Raw genomic sequence first — 22,109 nt, forward strand, 5'->3', positions numbered from 1 at the left:
AGGAGCATATATATGACAGAATCGGTTGGCGTTATTGGTGCGGGCGTAATGGGGCAAGGCGTGGCGCTTACGCTTGGACAGTATGGTTTTCGCGTTATTCTTATCGACCTGAACGAATCGATACTTGATAAAGCAAAGCAGAATATGAACGAACAATTCTACGGATACAGTTTTATAAATGAAAATTTCGATAATGAAAATTTTATGGACAATATTACATTTACAACAGACTACAGCCTATTAAAAGACGTGGACTTTGTTGTAGAAAACATTCCAGAGATACTGGAAGAAAAGAAAAAGGTATATGAAAAAATATCTTTGATCTGCAAAAAGGAATGTATATTCTGCGTTAACACATCATGTATTTCTATCACGGAAGTAGCTTCGTTTTCTGATCGTATGGAACAGGTTATAGGCGTACATTTTATGAATCCTGTTCCGCTGATACCTACAGTTGAAGCAATCAGAGGAAAGAAAACAACTGATGAAACTATTGAAAAGACCAATGATCTGATTCGGAAAATAGGAAAACGAAGCATTGTTATAAATGATTCGGTAGGCTTTGTGTCAAACAGAATATCACATCTTATGATGAATGAAGCTGCATATCTTGTATATGAAGGAGTAGCGACGCCTGAACAGATAGATGATATATTCAGAAGCTGTTACGGACATAAAATGGGACCGCTGGAAACTGCCGACCTGATCGGATTGGACACGGTTACAAATTCATTGCAGGTATTATATGATAACTATAAAGATAAAAAATTCCGTTGCTGTCCACTGTTGAAAGATATGGTAAGAGTCAATGAGTTAGGCCGTAAAAGCGGTAAGGGATTTTACCGTTATTAAGTGTAAAAAGGAGTAAATAAAATGAATACGGAAAATGAGATCTATCAGAAATTAAAAGAATTTATATTGAAAGTATCAAGAAGGAAAACAATAGGCGATGATGATGATATATTCGAGGGAGGAATCGTCAATTCATTATTTGCAATGCAGCTTGTTATTTTCCTTGAAAAACAATTCGACATACATATAGACGGCAAAGATTTAAAGGCTGACAACTTTAAAAATATCAGATCTATTGTTTCATATATTGAAAATAAACAAAAAGCATTAAGAATATGATGTCCGATGGCTACACGGAATAGCAGAATTTTTTGTAATTTTACTATGTTTCATTTAATAAGCAATGTCAGTACAGCACAATGCTCTTTGCGCAGTGTTTTCTTAATTTTCAGTTTTAAAGAAAGGAGCGTACCGGTAATTTGAATTTTTAAATTACCATAGATATTAATATGGGATTTGTGCCGGAATATGAGGAATATAAAGAGCAGATATCAGAATTTTTAGCTTCATATATACTTCCCTATGCTGAAAAATGTGAAAAACAGAAATTCGTTGATCGAAGCCTGTTTGAAAAAATTGCAGGAGAAGGCTTTTTGGGCGCTAATGTTCCCAAAAAATACGGAGGCTCAGAGCTTTCAATGCTGCAAATAGGAATACTTAGTGAAGAGTTTGCAAAAGCAAGTTCTTCAATCCGCAGTATTTTTACTGTTCAGGGAATGGTACAGCTTGCGGTATTGAGATGGGGCAGTGAAAAACAGAAAAAAAAATGGCTTCCTGAATTTTCAGGCGGCAGACTTATAGGCGCATTTGCGCTTGCAGAGGAACAAGCAGGGTGCGATGCCGGAAATTTAGAGGCAGAAATCAAAAAAGAAAATGACTGCTTTGTATTAAACGGAAGAAAAACATGGGTAACGTTAGGTATGACAGCGGATGTTTACTTGGTATTTGCAAAATATGAGGGAAATATTGTCGGAGTACTTGTTGAAAATGATAAAACAATAAAAAGACAGCCTATAGAGGGATTGCTTGGCGTAAGAGCCTCAATGGTTGGAAATGTCACATTTAACAATACTAAAGTACCACTGGAAAATATGATCGGTTCAGCAGAAGCCGGTCTTAAATTTATTATCCCGTCATGTCTTGATTACGGAAGATATACAATCGCATGGACAAGTCTTGGAATTTCGGAGGCTTGTGTTTCATTATGCAGAGAATATGCTTCCGAAAGAAAACAGTTTGGCAAAAGCATTAAAGAATATCAGCTGGTACAGGAGATGCTTACTAAAATGATAGTACTGACTAGAGCATCTGAGACATATTGTAAGGAAGTTGCTGAGATACGTGAAAAATGTGAGCCGAATTCAATATTGGAAACAATGTCTTTAAAGTATTTTTCAACTAAAGTTGCCAGCAAAGTTACAAATTTAGCGGTTCAGTTATTCGGAGCAAATGGATGCTGCGATAAATATCCGATAGAGAGATATTTCAGGGATGCTCGAATCAATGAAATTATTGAAGGCTCTTCACAGATGCATGAAATAATAATAGGCGGAAACTATTGATCCCGAAGTCTGAAAAAAGGTGGCGTTATACGATATGGTACAAAAAATAAAATGTGTTATATGGGACTTGGACAATACGATATGGGATGGAGTATTGTCGGAAGATAAGGAAGTAAAACTCAACGACAATATAAAAGAAATTATAGAGGAATTGGATAAAAGAGGAATCCTGCAATCTGTCGCCAGTAAAAATAATTATGACGATGCTATGGCTAAACTCCGTGAATTCGGTTTGGATGAGTATTTTCTATATCCTCAGATAACATGGGATGCAAAATCAGAATCTGTTCGGAAAATCAGGGAACAGATAAATATCGGAATGGATTCGATAACATTTATTGACGATCAGCAGTTTGAACTTGAAGAAGTTTCATTCAGTAATCCTGAGGCGCTTTGTATAAATGCAAATGAAGTTTCGGGAATATTAAACAGAGACGAATTTCAACCTCGTTTTATAACATCTGATTCCAGAAACCGCAGAATTATGTATATGAACGACATCAAGCGAAAAGAAGAAGAGGAATCATATAAAGGTTCTTCGGTTGAATTTTTGAATAGTCTGAACATGTATGTTGATGTATCTTATGCAACTGTTGAAGATATAAAACGAGTTGAGGAACTTACAGTACGTACACATCAGTTGAATTCGACAGGATATACATATACATATGAGGAACTGTGCAAACTTATCGATTCGGATAATTATAAATTACTTATTGTGAGTTTGAAAGACCGTTTTGGTTCATACGGAAAAATCGGTATTATATTATTGGAAATGAAAGAAGATAATGTAATAATAAAGCTGTTTTTATTGTCATGCAGAGTTATGTCAAGAGGAATCGGAAGTATCCTTATGAATGTGATAAAAAAAGAGGTACAAAAACATAACAAGAAGCTTTTTGCAGAGTTTATTTCAAATGAAAAGAATCGAATGATGAAAATTATGCTCATGTTCAACGGCTTTGAGGAATCGGAGCAAGAAAATCTTTTGGTTTGCAAAAATTTAAGTGTGAAAGAAGACATGGATCATATAACAATAAATAATAATTTATAAATGCCGACCGCATTTATAAGACGTATTTCAAGCAGTTTTATTTTCGGCGCTGAAAAATTTTGAGTTAAATATCGCTCGGTAAAGTACAAGAAGTAAATTGCCATATATTAAAGAAATATGCAGATTTATACCGTACAAAATCACCATACGTTCTTTGTGCGACGTCGCCCTAAATAAATATTTACAAAAGAAAATGTTAATGAGGTGGATCATGCTTAAAAAAAAGAAATATACTTTAATTGACACATTAAAGATTTGTTTTCAATGTAATCCTACAGCTTGCTGTGGAATACTGATCTTAGTAACAATTGCAGCATTGCTTCCTTCTGCGCTCGTTATTCTCAATGCTAATTTTATAGACAGTTTGATGACTTATGTCTCTGAAAAAACTGATTTTAATAAAGTACTTTTGAATATAGCAGGCCTGACGATTGTACTTCTGGTCATGCATTTTTATACTATCGGCGTCAGGTTGTTTAAAGAAAAGATAAATATCGGACTTCGTTCTAAATTCTATCCGGAAATTATAGAGAGAACCGTACATTTAAAGTATGAATATATTGAAAAAGAGGACACATGTGATCTGATAAATCGAATTATTAACTGGCCGGGATTATCGACTATCGAAACGGCTTTCGATCATCTGACTGATGTTATTTCGAAAATAATTTTCACAGCAGGTCTGACGGGAACAATATGGAGTATTTCATGGTGGTTTATTCCTGTATCATTTGTAAGTGCATTGCCTATTTTCATATGTTCCTTTTTCCTGAGTAAGGAAGTTTATGAAAAAGTACGCTGGAACAGTGAAGTTTCGAGAAAGTCGGATTATATTGAGTTTAATATGCTGAGAGGCCGTGACATGGCGGCTGAAAGAAATCTGTTTGATTACAGTGAGCATTATAACGAACAATTTGAAGGATTATTTATGAAATCAGCGAATATGGAGCTTGGTGTGCGTAAAAAATGGTTCGTTGTAAATAAACTGCTTACAAGCATTGTTGTTGCCGTTTGTATTGTTATTGCATTTGTATCATTGAATTATCTTAAAACAGGACAGATAACAATAGGTCTTTTCATATCACTTATAACAGTTCTGTTTCAGCTTGAAGACGCATTTACCTCTCAGATACCTGATCTTATATGTTCTTTAACAGAAGATAACGAATATCTGAAAGATATGACATCGTTCATGGAGCTTGACGAGGACAGCGAGACAAACGGCGGTATTCAGGCAGAAAATGAGGATATTCAGACAATAGAGTTCAGAAATGTATATTTTAAATATCCGGGTACTGACAATATGATTTTGAATGGAGTAAGTTTTAATATAGAGAAAGGACTTCACTATGCTATTGTCGGAAAAAACGGCTCAGGTAAAAGTACGCTTACAAAACTTATGCTTGGATTATATGACATAGACGACGGTGAAATACTTATAAACGGAAAGAATATCAAATTATATTCAAAAGAACAGCTTTATTCTTTTTTTTCTATTGTATATCAGGATTTTGCACGTTATTCCATTTCAATAAAAGACAATATCGGGTTAGGCGATAAAGAAAATGCGGATAATATGGAAAAAATTGAAAGCGCTGCTGAATATGCCGGAATAAAAGAAATTATTGACGATCTCGAAGAAGGTTATGAAACTCCTTTAGGAAAAGTATTAGAGGGCGGAATAGATTTTTCAGGCGGACAGTGGCAGCGTATTGCGCTTGCACGTTCATTAATGAAAGAACAGGCTGTCAGAATTCTCGATGAACCTACGTCTGCATTGGATCCGCTCGAGGAGAGCAGACTTTATAAAAAATACTCTGAAATATCAAAGAACAGCACTACATTATTTATCTCGCACAGATTGGGATCAACCAAATTATCAGACAAAATATTGGTATTGGACGGCGGAAAAGTTGTCGGACTTGGAAAACACGACGAATTAATGAACGATTGCTTATTATACAGAACAATGTTTAATACTCAGAGGGAGTGGTATGATGAAAAATAAAACATTACCTTTTTATAAAGTAATACACAGAACGATGAAATACGGTTTTAAGAGGCTGCCGGGATTTTTTATCGTTTATCTTATTGTCTGTATATTACTGGCAGTTTTCAATTTTTTATCAATTAATATATTACAGTTATTGTTCGATTCTGTTTCAGATATAAGCAAGAACGGAAACTGGTCCGATATAGATAATATTATCCTTATTACAGGATTGCTTTTCTTTTTGCTCAGTGTTTTCAAAGGACTCCAGAATTACATTAATAAATCTTATTTTTACACATTTATGAGCAAAATCCTGAAAGACATGAACGCAAAGGCCGGCAGACTCAGTTTGATTGATTTTGAATCTGTCAAGCTTTATGATAAGATAAATCTGGCAATAGGCGGTGTACGACATGCAGTGGAATCCACGATAAATCTTTTGAATGGCGTTATCTATTATGCGATCTTTTTTATAAGCGTCGGAATATATCTTGTCTCAGTCAAACCGATGCTGTTTGTGCTTTGTATACTTATCTTTATTCCTAAAGTAATATCACAATACATAAAAGGAACTCAGTTGTACCGTTTACAGGAGAGTACCGTAGAATGCAGCAGACAGAGCGGATATTATCAGCAATGTCTAATAGATAAAATGTATTATAAAGAGACGAAAACACTTGGAGCAATTCCTTACTTTATTAAATGTTATCGAAATAAAGTAGAAGAGTTTAACGGCAAACAGTGGAAAGTTCAGGTAAAGACCTCAAAAATCGAATGCTTTCTTACTTTGCTTACATATGTAGGACATATCGGTTCGTTTGCCCTCCTGACTTATTATCTTATAGAAGGGAGTATTACCCTTGGCTTCTTTGCTGCAATTTATTATTCGCTGAACAAACTTATGGACATAATGAAAGAAATGATTGAACTGTTCGGAACTATTTATGAACACGCCAACCTTGCAGGAAAACTATATGATTTTCTTGAGCTTCCTGAATTTAAGGGAGAAGACGCTTCTATCGAATCAATTGGCGATCTGAAACTTGAGAATGTTTCATTCGGTTATCCGTATACAGACCGAAAAGCAATAGACAATGTTTCACTAACAATCTCAAAGGGAAGCCATGTAGCAATTGTAGGCGTTAACGGTTCAGGAAAAACTACTCTTGTAAAAATAATTATGGGATTATTCAAGCCCACTGACGGAAAAGTTTATATCAACGGAAGAGATACGACCAATTGGAGTACAAAGAGTTTTGCAAAAAGAATATCATCTGTTTTCCAGAATTTCGGAAAGTATAAGCTTCGATTGGACGAAAATGTTATGCTGAGTGATTTCGACCGTAAAGAAGATGAAAATTATCTCAGAGGAAAACTTGACGATGCCGGATTCGATTATAAAAAGAACGGAATAGATAATCATCTGGATACAGTTCTGAGCAAAGAATTTCATGGAATCGATATATCGGGAGGCGAATGGCAGAGACTGGCTATAGCAAGAGGTATTTACCGTGAACATGACCTTATTGTGCTGGACGAACCGACGGCGGCAATCGATCCTATCGAAGAAGCATTCGTGTATAAGCAATTTGCCCGTATCTCAGAAGGTAAGACAGTCCTTGTAGTAACTCACAGATTGGGTTCAGTCAAATCTGCTGACAGAATTATCGTACTTAATGAAGGAAAGATAATTGAGGACGGTTCACACAATGAACTTATAGAAAAGAACGGATTTTATGCTAAGATGTACTTTGAACAGGCAAAATGGTATCAGAGATAATCAGCGCATATCGTGCTGAAGCAGTTAAGTCAGACTTCATAAGAGAAGAGGTAAAAAAATATGAGTACTCAAAGGAATCAGGTTTTATCTGTAAAGGAAGCCCGTAATTTTCTGATAAATTATCAGGGACTGAATACTGCCTGTAGGTACACCCAAGAAAAAGGCGTAATATCCTATTTTGAAAAGGTAGGATGCATACAGTATGATCCATTGAATGTGGTAGGAAGAAACGCTGATCTTACATTACAGTCAAGAGTAAAAGGTTATCATGCCGATATGCTTTATAAACTGCTTTACCAAAAAAGAACTGTTATTGACGCATGGGATAAAATGATGGCTTTGTATTTGCAAAAAGACTGGCCTTACTTCAAGCGTTTAAGGGCTTCTAAAGGAAAAGAAATAGAGGCGGTTTTAGCAAGAAGAAATTCTCTTCAGGCGTTGGAACATCTGGATGAAGTGAGAGAACATATCAAGAAACACGGTCCTTCACAGTCGAGTTCAATTGATATCGGAGTATGTAATCCTGGCAAATGGGGAAGTAAAAAATTAGCCAGTGCAGCAATGGATTATTTATTCAATATCGGAGAACTGGGAATATATTCAAAAAATAATGTTCAAAGAACATACGAATTTACAGAAAAACTGCTCAAAAAAGAAATTCTTGAGGAAAGCGATCCTTTTCAATCCGATGATGAATTTTACGAATGGTATGTAAAAAGAAGGATAGGTTCTGTCGGAATGCTTTGGGCTTGCAACGGAGGCGGATGGCTAGGACATTTTATATCCGATTCCGATATTAGAAATTCTAAAATAAAGAGACTTTTAGAAAAAGGTGAAATAGAAGAGTTCTATGTGGAATCCGTTAAAAATCCGTTTTATATCAGAAGCGAAGATACAGAATATCTGAATAAGAAGTCGACAAAAAAAGAAGTCAAATTTTTAGCGCCATTGGACAATCTTTTGTGGGACAGAAAAATGATAAGAGATATCTTTGATTTTGATTATAGCTGGGAAGTATATACTCCCGTAGCTAAGCGAAAATTCGGATATTATGTTCTGCCTGTGTTATACGGCAATCAGTTTATCGGAAGATTTGAGCCTAAACAGTATCGCGGAGAAGAAGAACTGAGACTTGAAAACTGGTGGTGGGAAGACGGAATAAAAATAAATGACAGATTAATTGAAAAATTAGAAGAAGGAATGAATAGATTCTGTAATTATCTGGGCGCTCAGCAAGTTAATAAAGATGATTGGAATAATATGGTATTAAACCGATGATTTTTAAATAGTCAGGAGGGTATGCGATATATAATTATGGAAAAAGAAATAATAGATCTGATCGTTGATAATTCTTTTGTAGACAGTAACGGAAAGGCAATACAGGCTGACGATGATTTGATTGAAATCGGGCTTAATTCCTTAAATTGTATTCAGCTTATAGTTTTGTTAGAGGATAAATATAATATAGAATTCGGTTACAGTGATTTATCGGTTGAGTCTGTAAATACAGTTTCTAAAATAATAAATTATATTTTGAGTCATAAAAATTAATGAGATATAACCGACGCGGTATTATACAAGTCTCAACTGATGATTTTATAGATACTGCATTAAAAAGATTTTTGAGGTTTTTAATATGGAATACAATTTGATAAACTCAATTGCAGAAAGTGCGAAAAATGGAAAAACAGCTATGATAAACAACGGAAATATTATATCATATAAAGAACTTAAAGACAAAATTGACAGAGCCTGTTTATATATGAAAGAAGAAACAGGCATAAAGGAAAGATCACTTGTATTGCTTGTTACTCCACGGTGCGTTGAACAGATTGAATTGATGCTTACATTTTTTTCTTTGAACATTGCATACTGCAATATAGATTTTAATGAGAAAAAAACGAGAATAGGTCATATCATCAGTAATTCAAGACCTCAGTATATAATTACGACTGCTGAAAAAGCAAAAGAATTTGACCTTGAAAATTATTTCGTATGCGGCAGATACGACGCTCTTAATATCTATTGCTGCAAAGAAGAATCACCTTTATTTGACGAAGATGTTTCATATGTTTTATACACATCGGGAACAACCGGAGTTCCAAAGGGTGTTGTTATCGGAAAAGAGGCGGCATATAATTTTATTTTTTCAATTAAAGAGATAATGATATCTGAGGATAACGGAAAAATAATGCTTAATACGGCTTTTAATTTTGATATATCATTTCTTGAATCCATAGCGTCGTTTTATTATGGTCTGACAGTAGTGTTCATGGATATGCACTTACAGAATAATCCGAAGAAAATAGCCTCGTTCATTGACGAATATTCTATTGATATTGTTCAGATGACACCTTCCCTGCTTACAAATATATATATATATTTCAGAGGAAACTGCGCTATCTTTAATAAAGTAAAACGGCTTCTCGTCGGCGGTGAAAAATTTCCTGAGAATATGTATGAAAATCTAAAAAAAATCAGCGATTTATCAATTTATAACATGTACGGACCAACAGAAGCAACTGTATGGGCAACGTTCAAGAAGCTTGACGACGGAGAGATAAATATCGGAAAAGCTTTGCCCGGATATAATGTTTTTGTTGTAAACGATGAAAATGTTATAGTAAAGAATGAAATAGGTGAAATATGCATATCCGGAAAATCAGTGGCGATAGGTTATCTAAATGATAAGGAAATGACAGAATCCCATTTTTGCAAAGATATTTCAGGTTACTCGCCGAAAATGTACAGAACCGGAGACCTTGGCATACAGCATGATAACGGAGAAATATCCTATATCGGAAGAAAGGATACGCAGGTAAAATTCAGAGGATACAGAATAGAACTTGGTGAAATAGAAACCGCGGTAAAGAATTACAGACTTGTTGAAGATGCTGTTGTTATAATGAAAACGGATAAAAAAACAAATTTGAAAACATTGATATGTTTTTATATGTCAAATACAGAGATAGACATCAAGGATATAAATTTGTTCCTGAGTAAAATGATTCCGCAGTACATGATTCCACAAAAATATGTAAGGTTAGATAAGTTCCCGTTGAAGTTAAACGGAAAAATAGACCGGAATTCTTTGATGAATATATAAGACGATGATTTTTCGGCTTGAAATTCAAACCTTTGAATACAGCCATAAAGAGAGTTTATTTAGGGAAACGTGTCGTCAATAAAGCTTTCGGCCAAGAGTAATGTTCATATTTTTGCCGTTACATTAGAATTATAAGAAAGAAATGCCCTCGGATTTTGTACATAAATTCCGAGGGCATATATTATTAGCCACAATATTCGGTCGGACTAAGAATATTTTTACTATTTAGACAGTTCTGAAATGCATCAGTATGGAGTTTTATAACAATCCGTTATGCATTTTAGCGGCGGTCAGCGTATTTTTCATAAGCATAGCAATTGTCATAGGTCCGACTCCTCCAGGTACAGGAGTTATGTAGGAAGCTTTTTTTTCTGCGCCGTTAAAATCAACGTCACCGCAAAGCTTGCCGTTTTCAAGCCTGTTCATGCCTACGTCAATTATAACGGCGCCATCCTTTACCATATCCGGAGTAATGAAATTAGCCTTACCTACTGCGGCAACCAGTATATCTGCACCTGCGCATATTTCTTTGAGGTTTTGCGTCTTAGAATGACATATAGTAACAGTACCACTTCTGTGAAGAAGAAGCATAGACATCGGTTTGCCTACAATATTACTTCGTCCTACTACAACGCACGACTTTCCGGAAATATCTATTCCTGTGCTGTCTATCAATTCCATAACGCCTGCCGGGGTACAAGGAAGAAAGGCAAAGTCTCCGATCATAATCTTACCAACATTATAAGGATGGAAAGCGTCCACATCTTTATCAGGTATAATTAAATTTATAACAGCATTTTCATTGATATGCTTTGGAAGTGGAAGCTGACAAAGAATACCGTCCACCTTTTCGTCATTATTTAATTTTTCCACAAGCTGCAGAAGTTCTTCCTGAGAGGTTTCCTCCGGAAGAGCATATTCAAAGGAATTGAATCCAACCTCTTCACACGCTCTTTTTTTTGAATTTACATACACTCTTGAAGCAGGATCATTTCCTACAATCACAACTGCAAGACCAGGCTTAATCCCCTTTTCTAAGAGCTTTTCGGTTTCAATGCGTACTTCTTCCTTAACTTTTGATGAAACTTCTTTACCGTTAATTAATTTAGCCATTTATTCTTCCTCCGATTCAATTTTTATCTCGTCTATTTCATCTATATTTTCAGATTCATAATTTTCATAATCTGAATTATCTGTATTATCTTCATTATTGCCGTCGCTGCTTATTATTCCCTGTTCTTCTCCGTCAGGTTCCTCGTCGTCGGCGTTATTTTCAATATCATTTTGTTTTTTTATTCCGCGTAATTCCGACTGCCTGATAAGCTCCTTTGATTCATCAGTATCTACATACAAAACGTATTCGTCTCCCATACGCTTTACCTTATTCAGAATAACAACAAGCAGTATAACTGAAGAAATAAAGCATATTGCCGCTAATACCTGTGAAACCCTCATTGTGCCGATCATAAGACTGTCTGTCCGCAGGCCTTCGATAAAGAAGCGTTCCAAGCCGTACCAGCCTAAATACATTAAAAAGATTTGTCCGTCGAATTTTCGTATTTTTTTAGCAAAAATTGCAAGTAATACAAAGCCAAGCAGACACCATACGGATTCATATAAGAAACATGGGTGTACCGGCTTATCCGCATTCATAGCGATCAAATCGGCCGGAGAGCTCATATCGCTGTTTACAGATATAATCCAGTCTCTTATTTTGCCGCTGGACATTCCAAAAATATTGTCAGTATTATAACCAAAAGCCTCCTGATTAGTAAAATTCCCCCATCTACCTATTCCCTGCCCCAGCAGAAATCCCATTGAAGCAACGTCCAGAAGAGGCAAAAGCTTTACCTTGCGCAGCTTTGCAACAAGACCGCCTACAATAACCGCGCCTATAATACCGCCGTATATAGCCAAGCCGCCGTTTCTTATATTAAATATTGATTTCCAGTTTCCTGCATAATCCTCCCATTGCATAATCACATAATAGGCTCTCGCACCTATAAGTCCGCCTATTATTCCACCGATAACAGCGTCTATTGCTCTGTCCGGATCTATACCGTACTTTTTCATCTGAGAAAAGCAGTAAATCATCGCAAGAAGCATTCCAAGCGTAATTAAAAGACCGTACCATTTGATTTCAAGTCCAAAAAGAGTAAACGCGGTATCATTAATAGTTATATCAATTCCAAGCTTAGGGAATATCACCTGATTTTGTTTAAGTTCGCTGATAGCAGTCATTGTAACATTCTCCTTATTCAATAACCGAAATTGTCATGTTTCCGGTGTCAAAACGATTTAATAAAGCCTTCTGCACATCGTTATAAGTCATTTCAGACAATATCCTTATAGAATCATAAGGTCCTACTCCAGACATATAGGCCGATATAAGATTTCCGGCAACAGCTTCAGCATTATTGCTTTCTCTTACAATCATACCGTAGGTGGATTTTTTTATACTGTCATAAAGAGATTTATCCAGTCCCTCAACCTTAACGCGTTCTATCTCATCGACGATATACTGCATCACCTTTTTAGGATAGGCGGATTCTCCGCTGAAAATAAGACAGAAAAAGCCGTCTCCGCAAAAGACTTCAAACCCAAATGTAGAATTTATAAGTTCCTCGTCAAGAAGCTTTTTGTAAAGCGGAGCTGAAGGATCTGAAATTATATTACCGGCTATGGAGCACTCCATATCTGATTTAAGCCTGTTAAATCCGCTTTCCGGTCTGCATTTTATACCAACATTAAAAATCGGCGTGCCTACCGGAAGATTTCCATAAACCTCCTTTTGGACTATTTCATACGGTTCTTCCGGAAACACAGTTTCCAGCGCCTGATTTTCGCATGGTTTTAGAAGCTTATCGGCAATATTTATTACCTCTTCCGTTTTAACATTTCCGGCTACTACTAAAACCATATTATGAAGATTATAAAAGGTATTATAGCATTTATAGAGAAGATCGGCGTCAATTTCAGCTATGCTTTCAATTGTACCGGCTATATCTATTCTGACGGGATGCTTATGATACATTCCCTGAAGCATATTGAACAATACCTTCCAGGTAGGGTTATCGTCGCACATTTTAATTTCCTGACTAATAATTCCCTGTTCCTTATCTACGGTTTCCTGTGTAAAATAAGGGTTTTGAACAAAGCTGAGTAATATCTCAAGAGATTCCTTGTAATTATCTGAACAACTGAAAAGATAACAGGTTCTGTCAAAAGAAGTATACGCATTGGCATTAGCGCCGGTCTTAGCATAAAGCTCAAAGGCGTCACAGTCCTCGTTTTCGAAAAGCTTATGCTCTAAAAAATGGGCGATACCCTCCGGTACTGTCGTAAATTCCTTGTCAGCATTCGTTTTAAAGCATGTATTAATAGAACCATATTTAGTTCCGAATAACGCTTCAGTTGTACTGAAGCCCTCCATTTCACATACAAATATCTCAAGCCCCGACGAATGCTTTATATAATTACAACTATCGCCTGTCTGTTCGCATATAATTCTGTTGATATCCATTTTATTCACCTCTCATCACATAAACCGTATCAAGCTCAAAAGATTTAGCGGCTTCAATAATTCGCTCTCTTGTAACGGCCTTTATTTTCTCAACAGATTCGGAAGGTTCAAGTAATTCTCCGTTAGCGAGACATCCGAAATACCAATTAATATATGACGTGGAAGTATCTCCGACACCTTTAAGCGAATTGATAATGCTTAAAACTGAATTGCTTATATCCTCATCTGAAAATTCCCCGTTTTTAATATCCTCAAGCTGTTTTATGATTTCCTTTTCTGTTTTTTCAATATTTTCTTCTTCTATTCCGCAGTCTACCATAAGTGTTTTTTTAAATCTGTTATACTGCGACGTACAATAATAGCAAAGACTCTGCTTTTCTCTGACATTTATAAAAAGCTTTGAAAAAGGGGTAGCTCCGAAAATTGTATTCATAAGTCTTACAGCATCATAATCATCGCTTTTTCCTTTAAATGCAAGAACCATTTTACACTGGTTTACATCAAGCCTTTCTTCCGTCCTGCAAATGCTCTGCTTAAGAGGACTGTGGCTGTAATACTTAACAGCGGACGGAATTCTTTCAATCCTGGAAAAAGCTTCAAAAATAGCATTCTCAGCATTGGTATTTTCCTCCGAACCGACATAATAAATCTCAATTTTGGCAGTTTTCAGGAGTTTTTTATATGCCTTATATGCAGATTCAGCGGTAACTGATTCAGCGGTTTCCTTGGCGCCGTATGAAGAATTGGCGCTGTTTTCGCCGTTATATATTGATTTTTGAGCCTGCATAACTGCATAGGCTCTTTTATTATTTATTTCAGCTTCAATTGAATCCAGAATATCTCTTTTTCTGAAATCAAACGGTTCATGAGCAAATTCAAGCTTTCCTTCGCCATTTTTTATAACGTTAGGAGAGAAAATGCAATCAAGTAATATAGAAAGCACTTCCGCGTTTATATCCTCGCCTTCAAGAGCGTATTTACTGTTTATAGAGCTTACGCCTATACAAAGTCTCTGATAATCGGCAATTTTAAGAATATCTATATTAATGTTTGCACCATAAAGCGAATTAAGCTTAGCTGTAATTTCACTGATATTTTTATATTTGCAGTTAGATGAGCCTAAAACGCCGACAGCAATGGCATTTTCCGAAGCAGTTTCCTTTTTAAGCTCGGTAATAAACATTATCTGCACTCTCTGAGTTTTAAATTTAGGATCGATAATTGATGTATAGCCGATACCCTCAGCAATATCTTTTCTTTGATACACCGCCATATTTATTTTCTCCTTTTAATTTTTTCCGACCTTTTTATTATAGCACATTTATCCGATAAATTCCATATATTTTTAAAAATTATAAAACTCGTATTTCAGATTTTTTAGAAAAAGAATATATGAGGGCTTCTTTAACAGGTTTGATCTCAGTTTTTTCAAGAGTAAGTTTATACAGCTCAATCTGACGCTTATATTTTTCCGCAAGCTCATTTATATCGGAAACCCTGTCCGTCTTATAATCTACTAATACAAGATAATCTTCAAATTCCAAAACCATATCTATTATTCCGTTAAGCATACCCGACGTATTTTTGTATTCCATACCAAACTCGTCTTCAAGCTCAAGATCGTCGATTGCTATTAGAAATTTCTTTTCTCTTAGTATATTCTTGCAGCAATTTATTCTTTCAAAAAGCTTAGAATCCAAAAATGCGTTAATATCGTCCTCTTTAATTGCACTTTTCTGCTTTTCAGTTAAATAACCGGTATTATAAAGCCTTTCAAGCTCCATTTGGTAGTCCTTTTTCAGAGCGCTAAAATCAGTAAACTGCAAAAATCTATGTAACGCAGTACCCTTTTCAGCAGGAGTAAGTCCCCCCGCTTCCCTTGCAAACTCCGGACGCTTAAGAGGAGCTTCAAAGCTTCCTTCATTTTTTGAAATATCAGACACTGAAAGCTTTGACGTAAGAGCAGACAGCGAAAGGTCATAGTTAAAGCTGAACATGTCCTCAATTTGCCTTACCATTTCCTCACATGGCAAGCTCCTTTCTTTCGGAAGCTGAATTATTTCATCCGTTTTATTTGGATTATAAAATTCATAGTCTATTTTAAAATCCTCATTATACCTAAAACTTTCAAATATCTGAAACCGCTCTCTGATCGTACCTGAACCTCCATGAGAAATCAAGGTCATCAACAGCCAATCTTCCATTGAATTTGCCGAAGCGGATATACGATCGGATATACCTCCGTTTAGTAATATGTCGGTCGCCATTGCCTGAGCCTTTTTTAAATTGGCTTCACCGGCGTTTAACGTAATAAATAAACGTTCTTTAGCTCTTGTCAGCGCCACATAAAGCAGGCGCATTTCCTCGCTAACTGCATTGCGCCGATTTTCCAAACTTATCGCTTCATAAGGCAATGTGTTAAAACGTTCATATTTTTCTTTATTCTGCAGCTTGAATCCAAGCCCTGATTCATACGAAAACTGAAACGGTTTCATTTTATCCAAACGGCTGAATTTCGTCGACGTTTCCGCTATAAATACAAACGGATATTCAAGTCCCTTGGATTTATGCATGGTTTTAACAGAAACGGCGTTTTGCGATCCTGAAGATCCGCTTACAGCTTTAAAGTCTCCTTTAGATTCCATTATTCTGTCAATATACCTTAAAAAACCCGAAAGTCCTCCGTCAGAATTCTTTTCATAATCTTCCGCATATTCAAGCATCATACGCAGATTTGCTTTTTTCCTTTTAGCGTCTCCGTAAATCTGCATAACTGAAAGAAAATCAGTACTGTCATATATTTTTCTGATAAGCTCCTGCAGCGTGCACGCACTTATATACAGCCTTAATTCCATGATAACCTCATAAAGAAATAACGCCTTTGTATACAGCTCGTTCTGGAATATTATTTTTTTTCCGTTTAATCCGAGACCTTCGCACAAATTACTGTATATATGCGCATTTTTATTTATCAGTCTTATTTCAGCAGTATCCTGAACCGTAAACATAAACATAGGGGAAAGCATTACAGAAACCAATGCAGTATCAGTCAGCGGATTATCTATAACTCTGAGAAGATTCATTAAAATAGATATTTCCCTTGCTTTCAGATATCCGGACTCGTCCTCAGAATCTACTGATATTCCTTTTTTTTCAAGCTCCCTTGTATAAACGGCTATATTTTTCCTGTTTCTGAGAAGTATGCAGAAATCCTTCATCTGACACGGTCTTGAACCTTTTCCCATATCAATGCTCACAGGCGTTTGATTTCCGAGCATTTCCTCTATTTTATCGGCAATGCACTCGGCTTCCGTATTTTCCGCGTCTTCCGTCTCGTCAAAAAGCATAATCAGAGGATTCCTTTCAGCCTCGCAGAACGACGCTCCCTGAATCAGATATTCATCATCGTTATAATTTATATCTCCACACTTTTCCGACATAATATGCTTGAATATATAATTGACAAAATTCACTACTTCACCTGAGCTTCGGAAATTACGGTTTAGTCTGATATAGGCATTCTGATTTCCATTTTCAGTATATGGCTCCGCGCTGCCGACGGCATTTATAAAATTATCAGGATTCGCAAGTCTGAAACGATAGATTGATTGCTTTACATCTCCCACAAAAAAAAGATTATCTCCGTATTTATCGGCGCGGCCATTTTTAGACAGAAGTTTAAAAATCATATCCTGACGGTTATTTGAATCCTGAAATTCATCAATCATAATAAGCTTATAATATTCGGAAAGCTCCCTTGCAAGAGGAGTTTTCTCTATAATGCCGGAATTATTAATATCGGCAAGCAGCTCTAAAGCAAGTCTTTCAGCATCGTCAAATCCCACTGCATTCTTTTTTTCTTTAAGGGAATAAAGCTCGGATGCAAATTCCTTTAAAAAGTCTGAAAGGATTTTTTGTATTATTTTGTGCCTTTCAAGATCAGACTCTGCATTTACTAATATTTCTGAACTTTTTTTCAATTCGGTAATTATTTCTTTATAATTATCACGACATGACTTTATTTTTTGCCTTAGCTCAGGATTTTCAGAATTTTTCACTCCTGAAGGAAAGTTCCTGAATTTTACAGCAGACAAGCTACGATGAAATTCATCAAATACTCCGTTTTTAAAGAAAGTAAAAATATTATCAAGATAAAGCTTATCTTCGTTTATCAACGACATTATTTTTTCATTGTTTAGGGTAATAGATTGACATGAAGCGTTGTTTAACAAACTGCTGCATAAATCAATTTTAGATTCAACATATTTTATATAATAGTCTTTATACTGATCCCCATTATATTTTTCATAAGCTTCGTCAAGCCATTTTTCAAAAAAGGGCACGGAGGATACGCAGTTATATAGGGAATAAACAAGCTCTTCAAGCGGCTTATCGTCGTTTACGCAAAAGTTATTTCTGAGCGTAATCATATCCTCGTATCTTTCGTTATAAAATCTTTCTGAAATATTCTTATACGCCTGAATCCTTAAAACGTTTTCCTCGGTTTCATCTATTATTCTAAATCCTGAAGATAATGAAAGCTGATTTATGTTATTTCTTAGCAAATCAAAACAAAACGAGTGTATTGTTGAAATAGAAGCGCAGCAAAGCATAGAATTCTGCCTGGAAAGCCAGCTATCGTCCGGATTTATTTCTATCATAGAAGAAAGCGCCGACGCTAAACGCTGTTTCATTTCCGCCGCCGCGTCGTTTGTAAACGTTACAACGATCATTCTTTCAACGGGAACCGGATTTTCGCGGTCGGAAATTATTCTTATAAGTCTCTCAACAAGTACGGAGGTTTTGCCGCTGCCTGCCGCTGCCGATACAATTACTGAGCGTCCTGAAGCGTTTATAGCCTGACGCTGCTCTTTAGTCCATCTGCTCATCGTTTTCACCTCCGAGTTTTTCCATCATAATTTCTTCTGCATTTTTTTCAGGCTCACGATAATTCTCAACAGGAACATTGCCGCACACGGACCAATAATCGCAGTAATCGCAAGGCGCTTTTCCAAAAATTATGGGATCGGCTTGTATCTGACCTCCGTAAAGCTCGCTGCACATTTTTAAAAGCACGCTGTCCGTATAGCTTCTGAGACGTTTAAAGTTTTTAGCGTTAAGGCAAGAGGAAGCCTTTTTATTAAGCATGAGAGTCCCTGTTCCTCCATCCGCCTTCAAAAGCTTTGCAGGAATATATACTCCCTTAATATCCTTTTCCATGGCGTTTAGAACCGTTCTGTCGCTCAGTACGATTCCGTTCATTTTAAAATGCTTTGAAAGATAATCGTCAACCGACAGCTCATCATTTCTATCGCGGCCGCAAGCCGCTCCTCCGGACGGCATATAAAGAACTCCGGCGGGCGTATAATCAGAAAATCTTCCGTTTTTTCCTGTAACCGAAAACATGTAAATAAGCATCTGCATATTTATGCCGTAAAGCAACGACGAAATTGAAAACGTCTTTGTTCCCGTTTTATAATCTATAACCCTCAGATATTTTTCATTATCCTTTTCATAAATATCAATTCTGTCAACTACTCCCCGCAGATAAATTTCTATGCCGTCCGCGGTCTTTATTACAGGGCTGTTGCCGCCCTCGCTAACGTCAAGCTCAAACGCCACAGGACGAAATTCAGACTGACGAAGCTCGCATTGAAGCTGTCGTATTAATACCTCTATATTGCCGGAAATATTTTCAAGCGAGGCTTTAGCAGAAGACGTAAGCATAGCCTCTCCGCCCAAACCCTCTTCAATAAATTCATTTATGCATTTATGTATTATTTCAGATATTTGTTCATGGTTTAAATTATCAAATTCTTCTTTGTTTTTGCATGATCCAAGTATCTTTTCAAGGCACCTATGAGTTAAATTGCCCTGGCTAATATAATCAAAAGCTTTTTTTTTCTTTATTCTCAGCTTAAGACCTGTATGGCAAAAATATTTAAAGTGACAGGTATTATATTCCTCAACCGCCGTTGCGGAAATAGTCAGTCTGTCAGAATAAATCCGTTTCATGAGGGACTTGTCATTTATAATAAAATTTCTGTCGCTGCTTACATTTTCAAGATAACGTATTCTTCCTCTATAAATTTCGTTATTTTCAAGAGCCTTTCTGATACTCTCAATTTCCTGACCGGTTTCTCCAAAATGCTGTACAAGATTAATATAAGCTGCCTTAGGAGTTAAACTGTAATCAATAATATTTTTATCCGAAGCATATTCCAGAATCTCATTGTCGTACATTTCTCTTATTTGCTTTAAAACCGGAGCCGCGTACCTATTCCGATTCATACTGTCGGACAAAGGATATGTTATGTAAAGCTTATCAGACGCATAGGTAATCGTTTTATATACAATCAGTTTCTCATCGGCTATTAATTCCTCATTTGATCTTGAAAGACTGATTCCAGACTGCTCGAACAGAAGCCTATCCGTTTCATTTAAAATTCCATTCTGACTAATATTTGCCGGAAAAAATCCGTCGTTTACGCCTGCGATAAATACGGCTCTTGGGCTGTCAAGTCTTGCTGTTTCTGCACAAACTATCCTCACGCCGTCAAGAGTCTGAGGAGGGACCGAATAGCTTATCTGTCTTAGCATCATAATAAAAATGTCGCGAAAGCCTGTGATTGAAATATCTCCTCCGGTTTCGGAAACAGCCTCAAGAATATCCATAAGCAGTCCCCAAATTCTCTTGAATTCCTTAGCAAGATAAATAAAACCTTTTTCTTTGAAGCTGCTTATTATTCCGTTTACCTTTTCCTGAACGTTCATTTCTGTTATAAATTCAAACAAAGCGCGGCAAATTCCCCTGCTGTCAGTATCAACACACTTTAAACGAAGCTTATAAAGAGACTCGACAAGCTCTTTTCTTGTCTTTTCTGCAAATGGATATTCATCCAATCCCGCTGAAAATGGTTTCATCCATTTTTCGCCGTCAATATCCCATTCATAGCAATAATTTTCAAGCTCTGATATTCTTTCAGACGCAACTCCGCTCAGACTGGTCTTAGCGTATTTAAATATCATTTCAGAGGAAAATTTTTTTTCTGAAATTATTTCAATAATACTTGAAATATACTGCATAATAGAGGTATGCATTACGCTTTTTTTAATATCTAAACTAAACGGTATTTCATATTTTTCACACGCGGCCTCAAAAATATATGTATATTCCGAAAGCTGCCTTGACATAACCGCAATTTCGCTGTATTTATACCCGTCGTTCCGCACAAGCCGTTTTATTTCCGAGCAAATCCAGTCCGCCTCCTCATATAGGTCGCGGCATTCGCATATTTTTATATTTTCAGACTTAGATAAGCGTTTTCTTACAGGACGAAGTATATTTAAATTCAAATGTGCAAGGTCTTCGTTTTTGTATTTTACTGGCTTAATTAAATTAACAGTATCAATAGGTTTGCCATATTTCTGCGCAATCTGATAAAATCGCTTCCATGTGTTTTTAACCGAATCAAATAAATTAACTCCGTTATTTTCAAGCTGTTCAAGCCTTAGAGAAACATATACGTCGTTTGATTGTCCTATAATCGTTTCAATAAGCTTGTATTCATCACCCGTAAAGCTCTCGAATTCATCAAAAAAAACAACTGTATTTTTAAAATAATCGTTTATTTCTGCTATAGCCGCCGCTTCTGAAATATCTGTTAGGCTATCCTTTAACTCATTCTCTGCAAGCATACTGTCATATGTATAATATATCATAGACAAATCCGATATTTTCTCGGATAATGAAGCATTATCACCGCACATTTTAGCTATGAAATCATCGGCAGAAATGCCGCTTTGTCTGAATTCAACAACAATTTTTAAGGCGTCGTTTATAAAATCAGGTCTTCCCGCCTGCCTTGCAAAATATTTAAGCTGTTTGTCTGATAACAGTTTTTTAACTGTTTTATGCATAATTATATATTTATGCATATCATCGGCATACTCTCCCGACCTGCTTCCGTATTTTTCAAAAATCTCTCTTGCCATGGTTGTAAAGCTTAATGAAAGAATTCTATTGAATAGCCGGCAGCCTAATTTTTTATATAGCTTTTTATCGGAATCAAATGAAAACTGTTCCGGTACAATAACTATTATTTTTTTTCCGCTATCAGCCAATTTATATATTTCATTTATAATTACCGTTGATTTGCCGAATCCGGCGCCTCCAAGTATAAATTTAAGCAATACGTTTCCCCCTTTACTAAATAAAGGGTACTGATAAAACAGTACC

At 36.1% G+C, this 22,109-nt stretch carries 15 protein-coding genes; 9 read left to right on the plus strand and 6 right to left on the minus strand.

Annotation, left to right across the window (positions count from 1 at the left end; all coding sequences use genetic code 11):
- The first annotated feature begins 12 nt into the window (after window positions 1–12).
- From ACYQ0N_RS09185 to ACYQ0N_RS09225, 9 genes are all read left to right on the plus strand, one after another.
- A complete protein-coding gene (locus tag ACYQ0N_RS09185) occupies window positions 13–852 on the plus strand; it encodes a 3-hydroxyacyl-CoA dehydrogenase family protein (RefSeq protein WP_460162492.1) in 840 nt (279 codons plus the stop codon).
- 21 nt (window positions 853–873) lie between these two features.
- Complete coding sequence (locus tag ACYQ0N_RS09190) at window positions 874–1,131, plus strand: acyl carrier protein (RefSeq protein ID WP_460162493.1); 258 nt, start codon at window positions 874–876, stop codon at window positions 1,129–1,131.
- Window positions 1,132–1,301: 170 nt separating this feature from the next.
- A complete protein-coding gene (locus ACYQ0N_RS09195) occupies window positions 1,302–2,414 on the plus strand; it encodes an acyl-CoA dehydrogenase family protein (protein ID WP_177533459.1) in 1,113 nt (370 codons plus the stop codon).
- A 34-nt stretch (window positions 2,415–2,448) separates the two neighbouring features.
- Entirely contained in the window at window positions 2,449–3,468 is a 1,020-nt protein-coding gene (locus ACYQ0N_RS09200; RefSeq protein WP_460162494.1) for an HAD-IIIC family phosphatase, read from the plus strand.
- A gap of 211 nt (window positions 3,469–3,679) precedes the next feature.
- A complete protein-coding gene (locus tag ACYQ0N_RS09205) occupies window positions 3,680–5,476 on the plus strand; it encodes an ABC transporter ATP-binding protein (protein ID WP_177533457.1) in 1,797 nt (598 codons plus the stop codon).
- The gene (locus ACYQ0N_RS09210; protein WP_460162495.1) at window positions 5,463–7,241 is read left to right on the plus strand and encodes an ABC transporter ATP-binding protein; all 1,779 of its coding nucleotides are present in this window, start codon (window positions 5,463–5,465) and stop codon (window positions 7,239–7,241) included. Before ACYQ0N_RS09205 ends, ACYQ0N_RS09210 begins: the two co-directional genes overlap by 14 nt.
- Before the next feature lie 60 nt (window positions 7,242–7,301).
- A complete protein-coding gene (locus ACYQ0N_RS09215) occupies window positions 7,302–8,519 on the plus strand; it encodes a winged helix-turn-helix domain-containing protein (protein ID WP_460162496.1) in 1,218 nt (405 codons plus the stop codon).
- Window positions 8,520–8,555: 36 nt separating this feature from the next.
- Window positions 8,556–8,792: a phosphopantetheine-binding protein gene (locus ACYQ0N_RS09220; RefSeq protein ID WP_177533454.1), complete on the plus strand. Its 237-nt coding sequence runs from the start codon at window positions 8,556–8,558 to the stop codon at window positions 8,790–8,792.
- An 85-nt stretch (window positions 8,793–8,877) separates the two neighbouring features.
- On the plus strand, window positions 8,878–10,347 hold the full coding sequence (locus ACYQ0N_RS09225; RefSeq protein WP_177533453.1) for an amino acid adenylation domain-containing protein: 1,470 nt from the start codon (window positions 8,878–8,880) through the stop codon (window positions 10,345–10,347).
- Between the two features lie 258 nt (window positions 10,348–10,605).
- Here the strand turns inward: ACYQ0N_RS09225 and folD are convergent, their stop codons facing one another.
- From folD to ACYQ0N_RS09255, 6 genes are all read right to left on the minus strand, one after another.
- The gene (folD, locus tag ACYQ0N_RS09230) at window positions 10,606–11,460 is read right to left on the minus strand and encodes a bifunctional methylenetetrahydrofolate dehydrogenase/methenyltetrahydrofolate cyclohydrolase FolD (protein WP_460162497.1); all 855 of its coding nucleotides are present in this window, start codon (window positions 11,458–11,460) and stop codon (window positions 10,606–10,608) included.
- Window positions 11,461–12,588: a prolipoprotein diacylglyceryl transferase gene (gene lgt, locus ACYQ0N_RS09235; RefSeq protein ID WP_177533451.1), complete on the minus strand. Its 1,128-nt coding sequence runs from the start codon at window positions 12,586–12,588 to the stop codon at window positions 11,461–11,463.
- 13 nt (window positions 12,589–12,601) lie between these two features.
- Window positions 12,602–13,870, minus strand: coding sequence for an EF-P 5-aminopentanol modification-associated protein YfmH (gene yfmH / locus ACYQ0N_RS09240; RefSeq protein WP_460162498.1), 1,269 nt, complete (start codon window positions 13,868–13,870; stop codon window positions 12,602–12,604).
- Between the two features lies 1 nt (window position 13,871).
- Window positions 13,872–15,143 (minus strand): EF-P 5-aminopentanol modification-associated protein YfmF, encoded by a 1,272-nt coding sequence (yfmF, locus tag ACYQ0N_RS09245; RefSeq protein ID WP_460162499.1) that lies wholly within the window; start codon window positions 15,141–15,143, stop codon window positions 13,872–13,874.
- Between the two features lie 79 nt (window positions 15,144–15,222).
- Window positions 15,223–18,759 (minus strand): helicase-exonuclease AddAB subunit AddA, encoded by a 3,537-nt coding sequence (gene addA / locus ACYQ0N_RS09250; protein ID WP_460162500.1) that lies wholly within the window; start codon window positions 18,757–18,759, stop codon window positions 15,223–15,225.
- A complete protein-coding gene (locus ACYQ0N_RS09255; protein ID WP_460162501.1) occupies window positions 18,743–22,063 on the minus strand; it encodes a PD-(D/E)XK nuclease family protein in 3,321 nt (1,106 codons plus the stop codon). The genes addA and ACYQ0N_RS09255 overlap by 17 nt, the downstream gene beginning before the upstream one ends.
- Window positions 22,064–22,109: the final 46 nt, after the last annotated feature.

This window comes from Ruminococcus sporogenes (genome assembly GCF_054655175.1).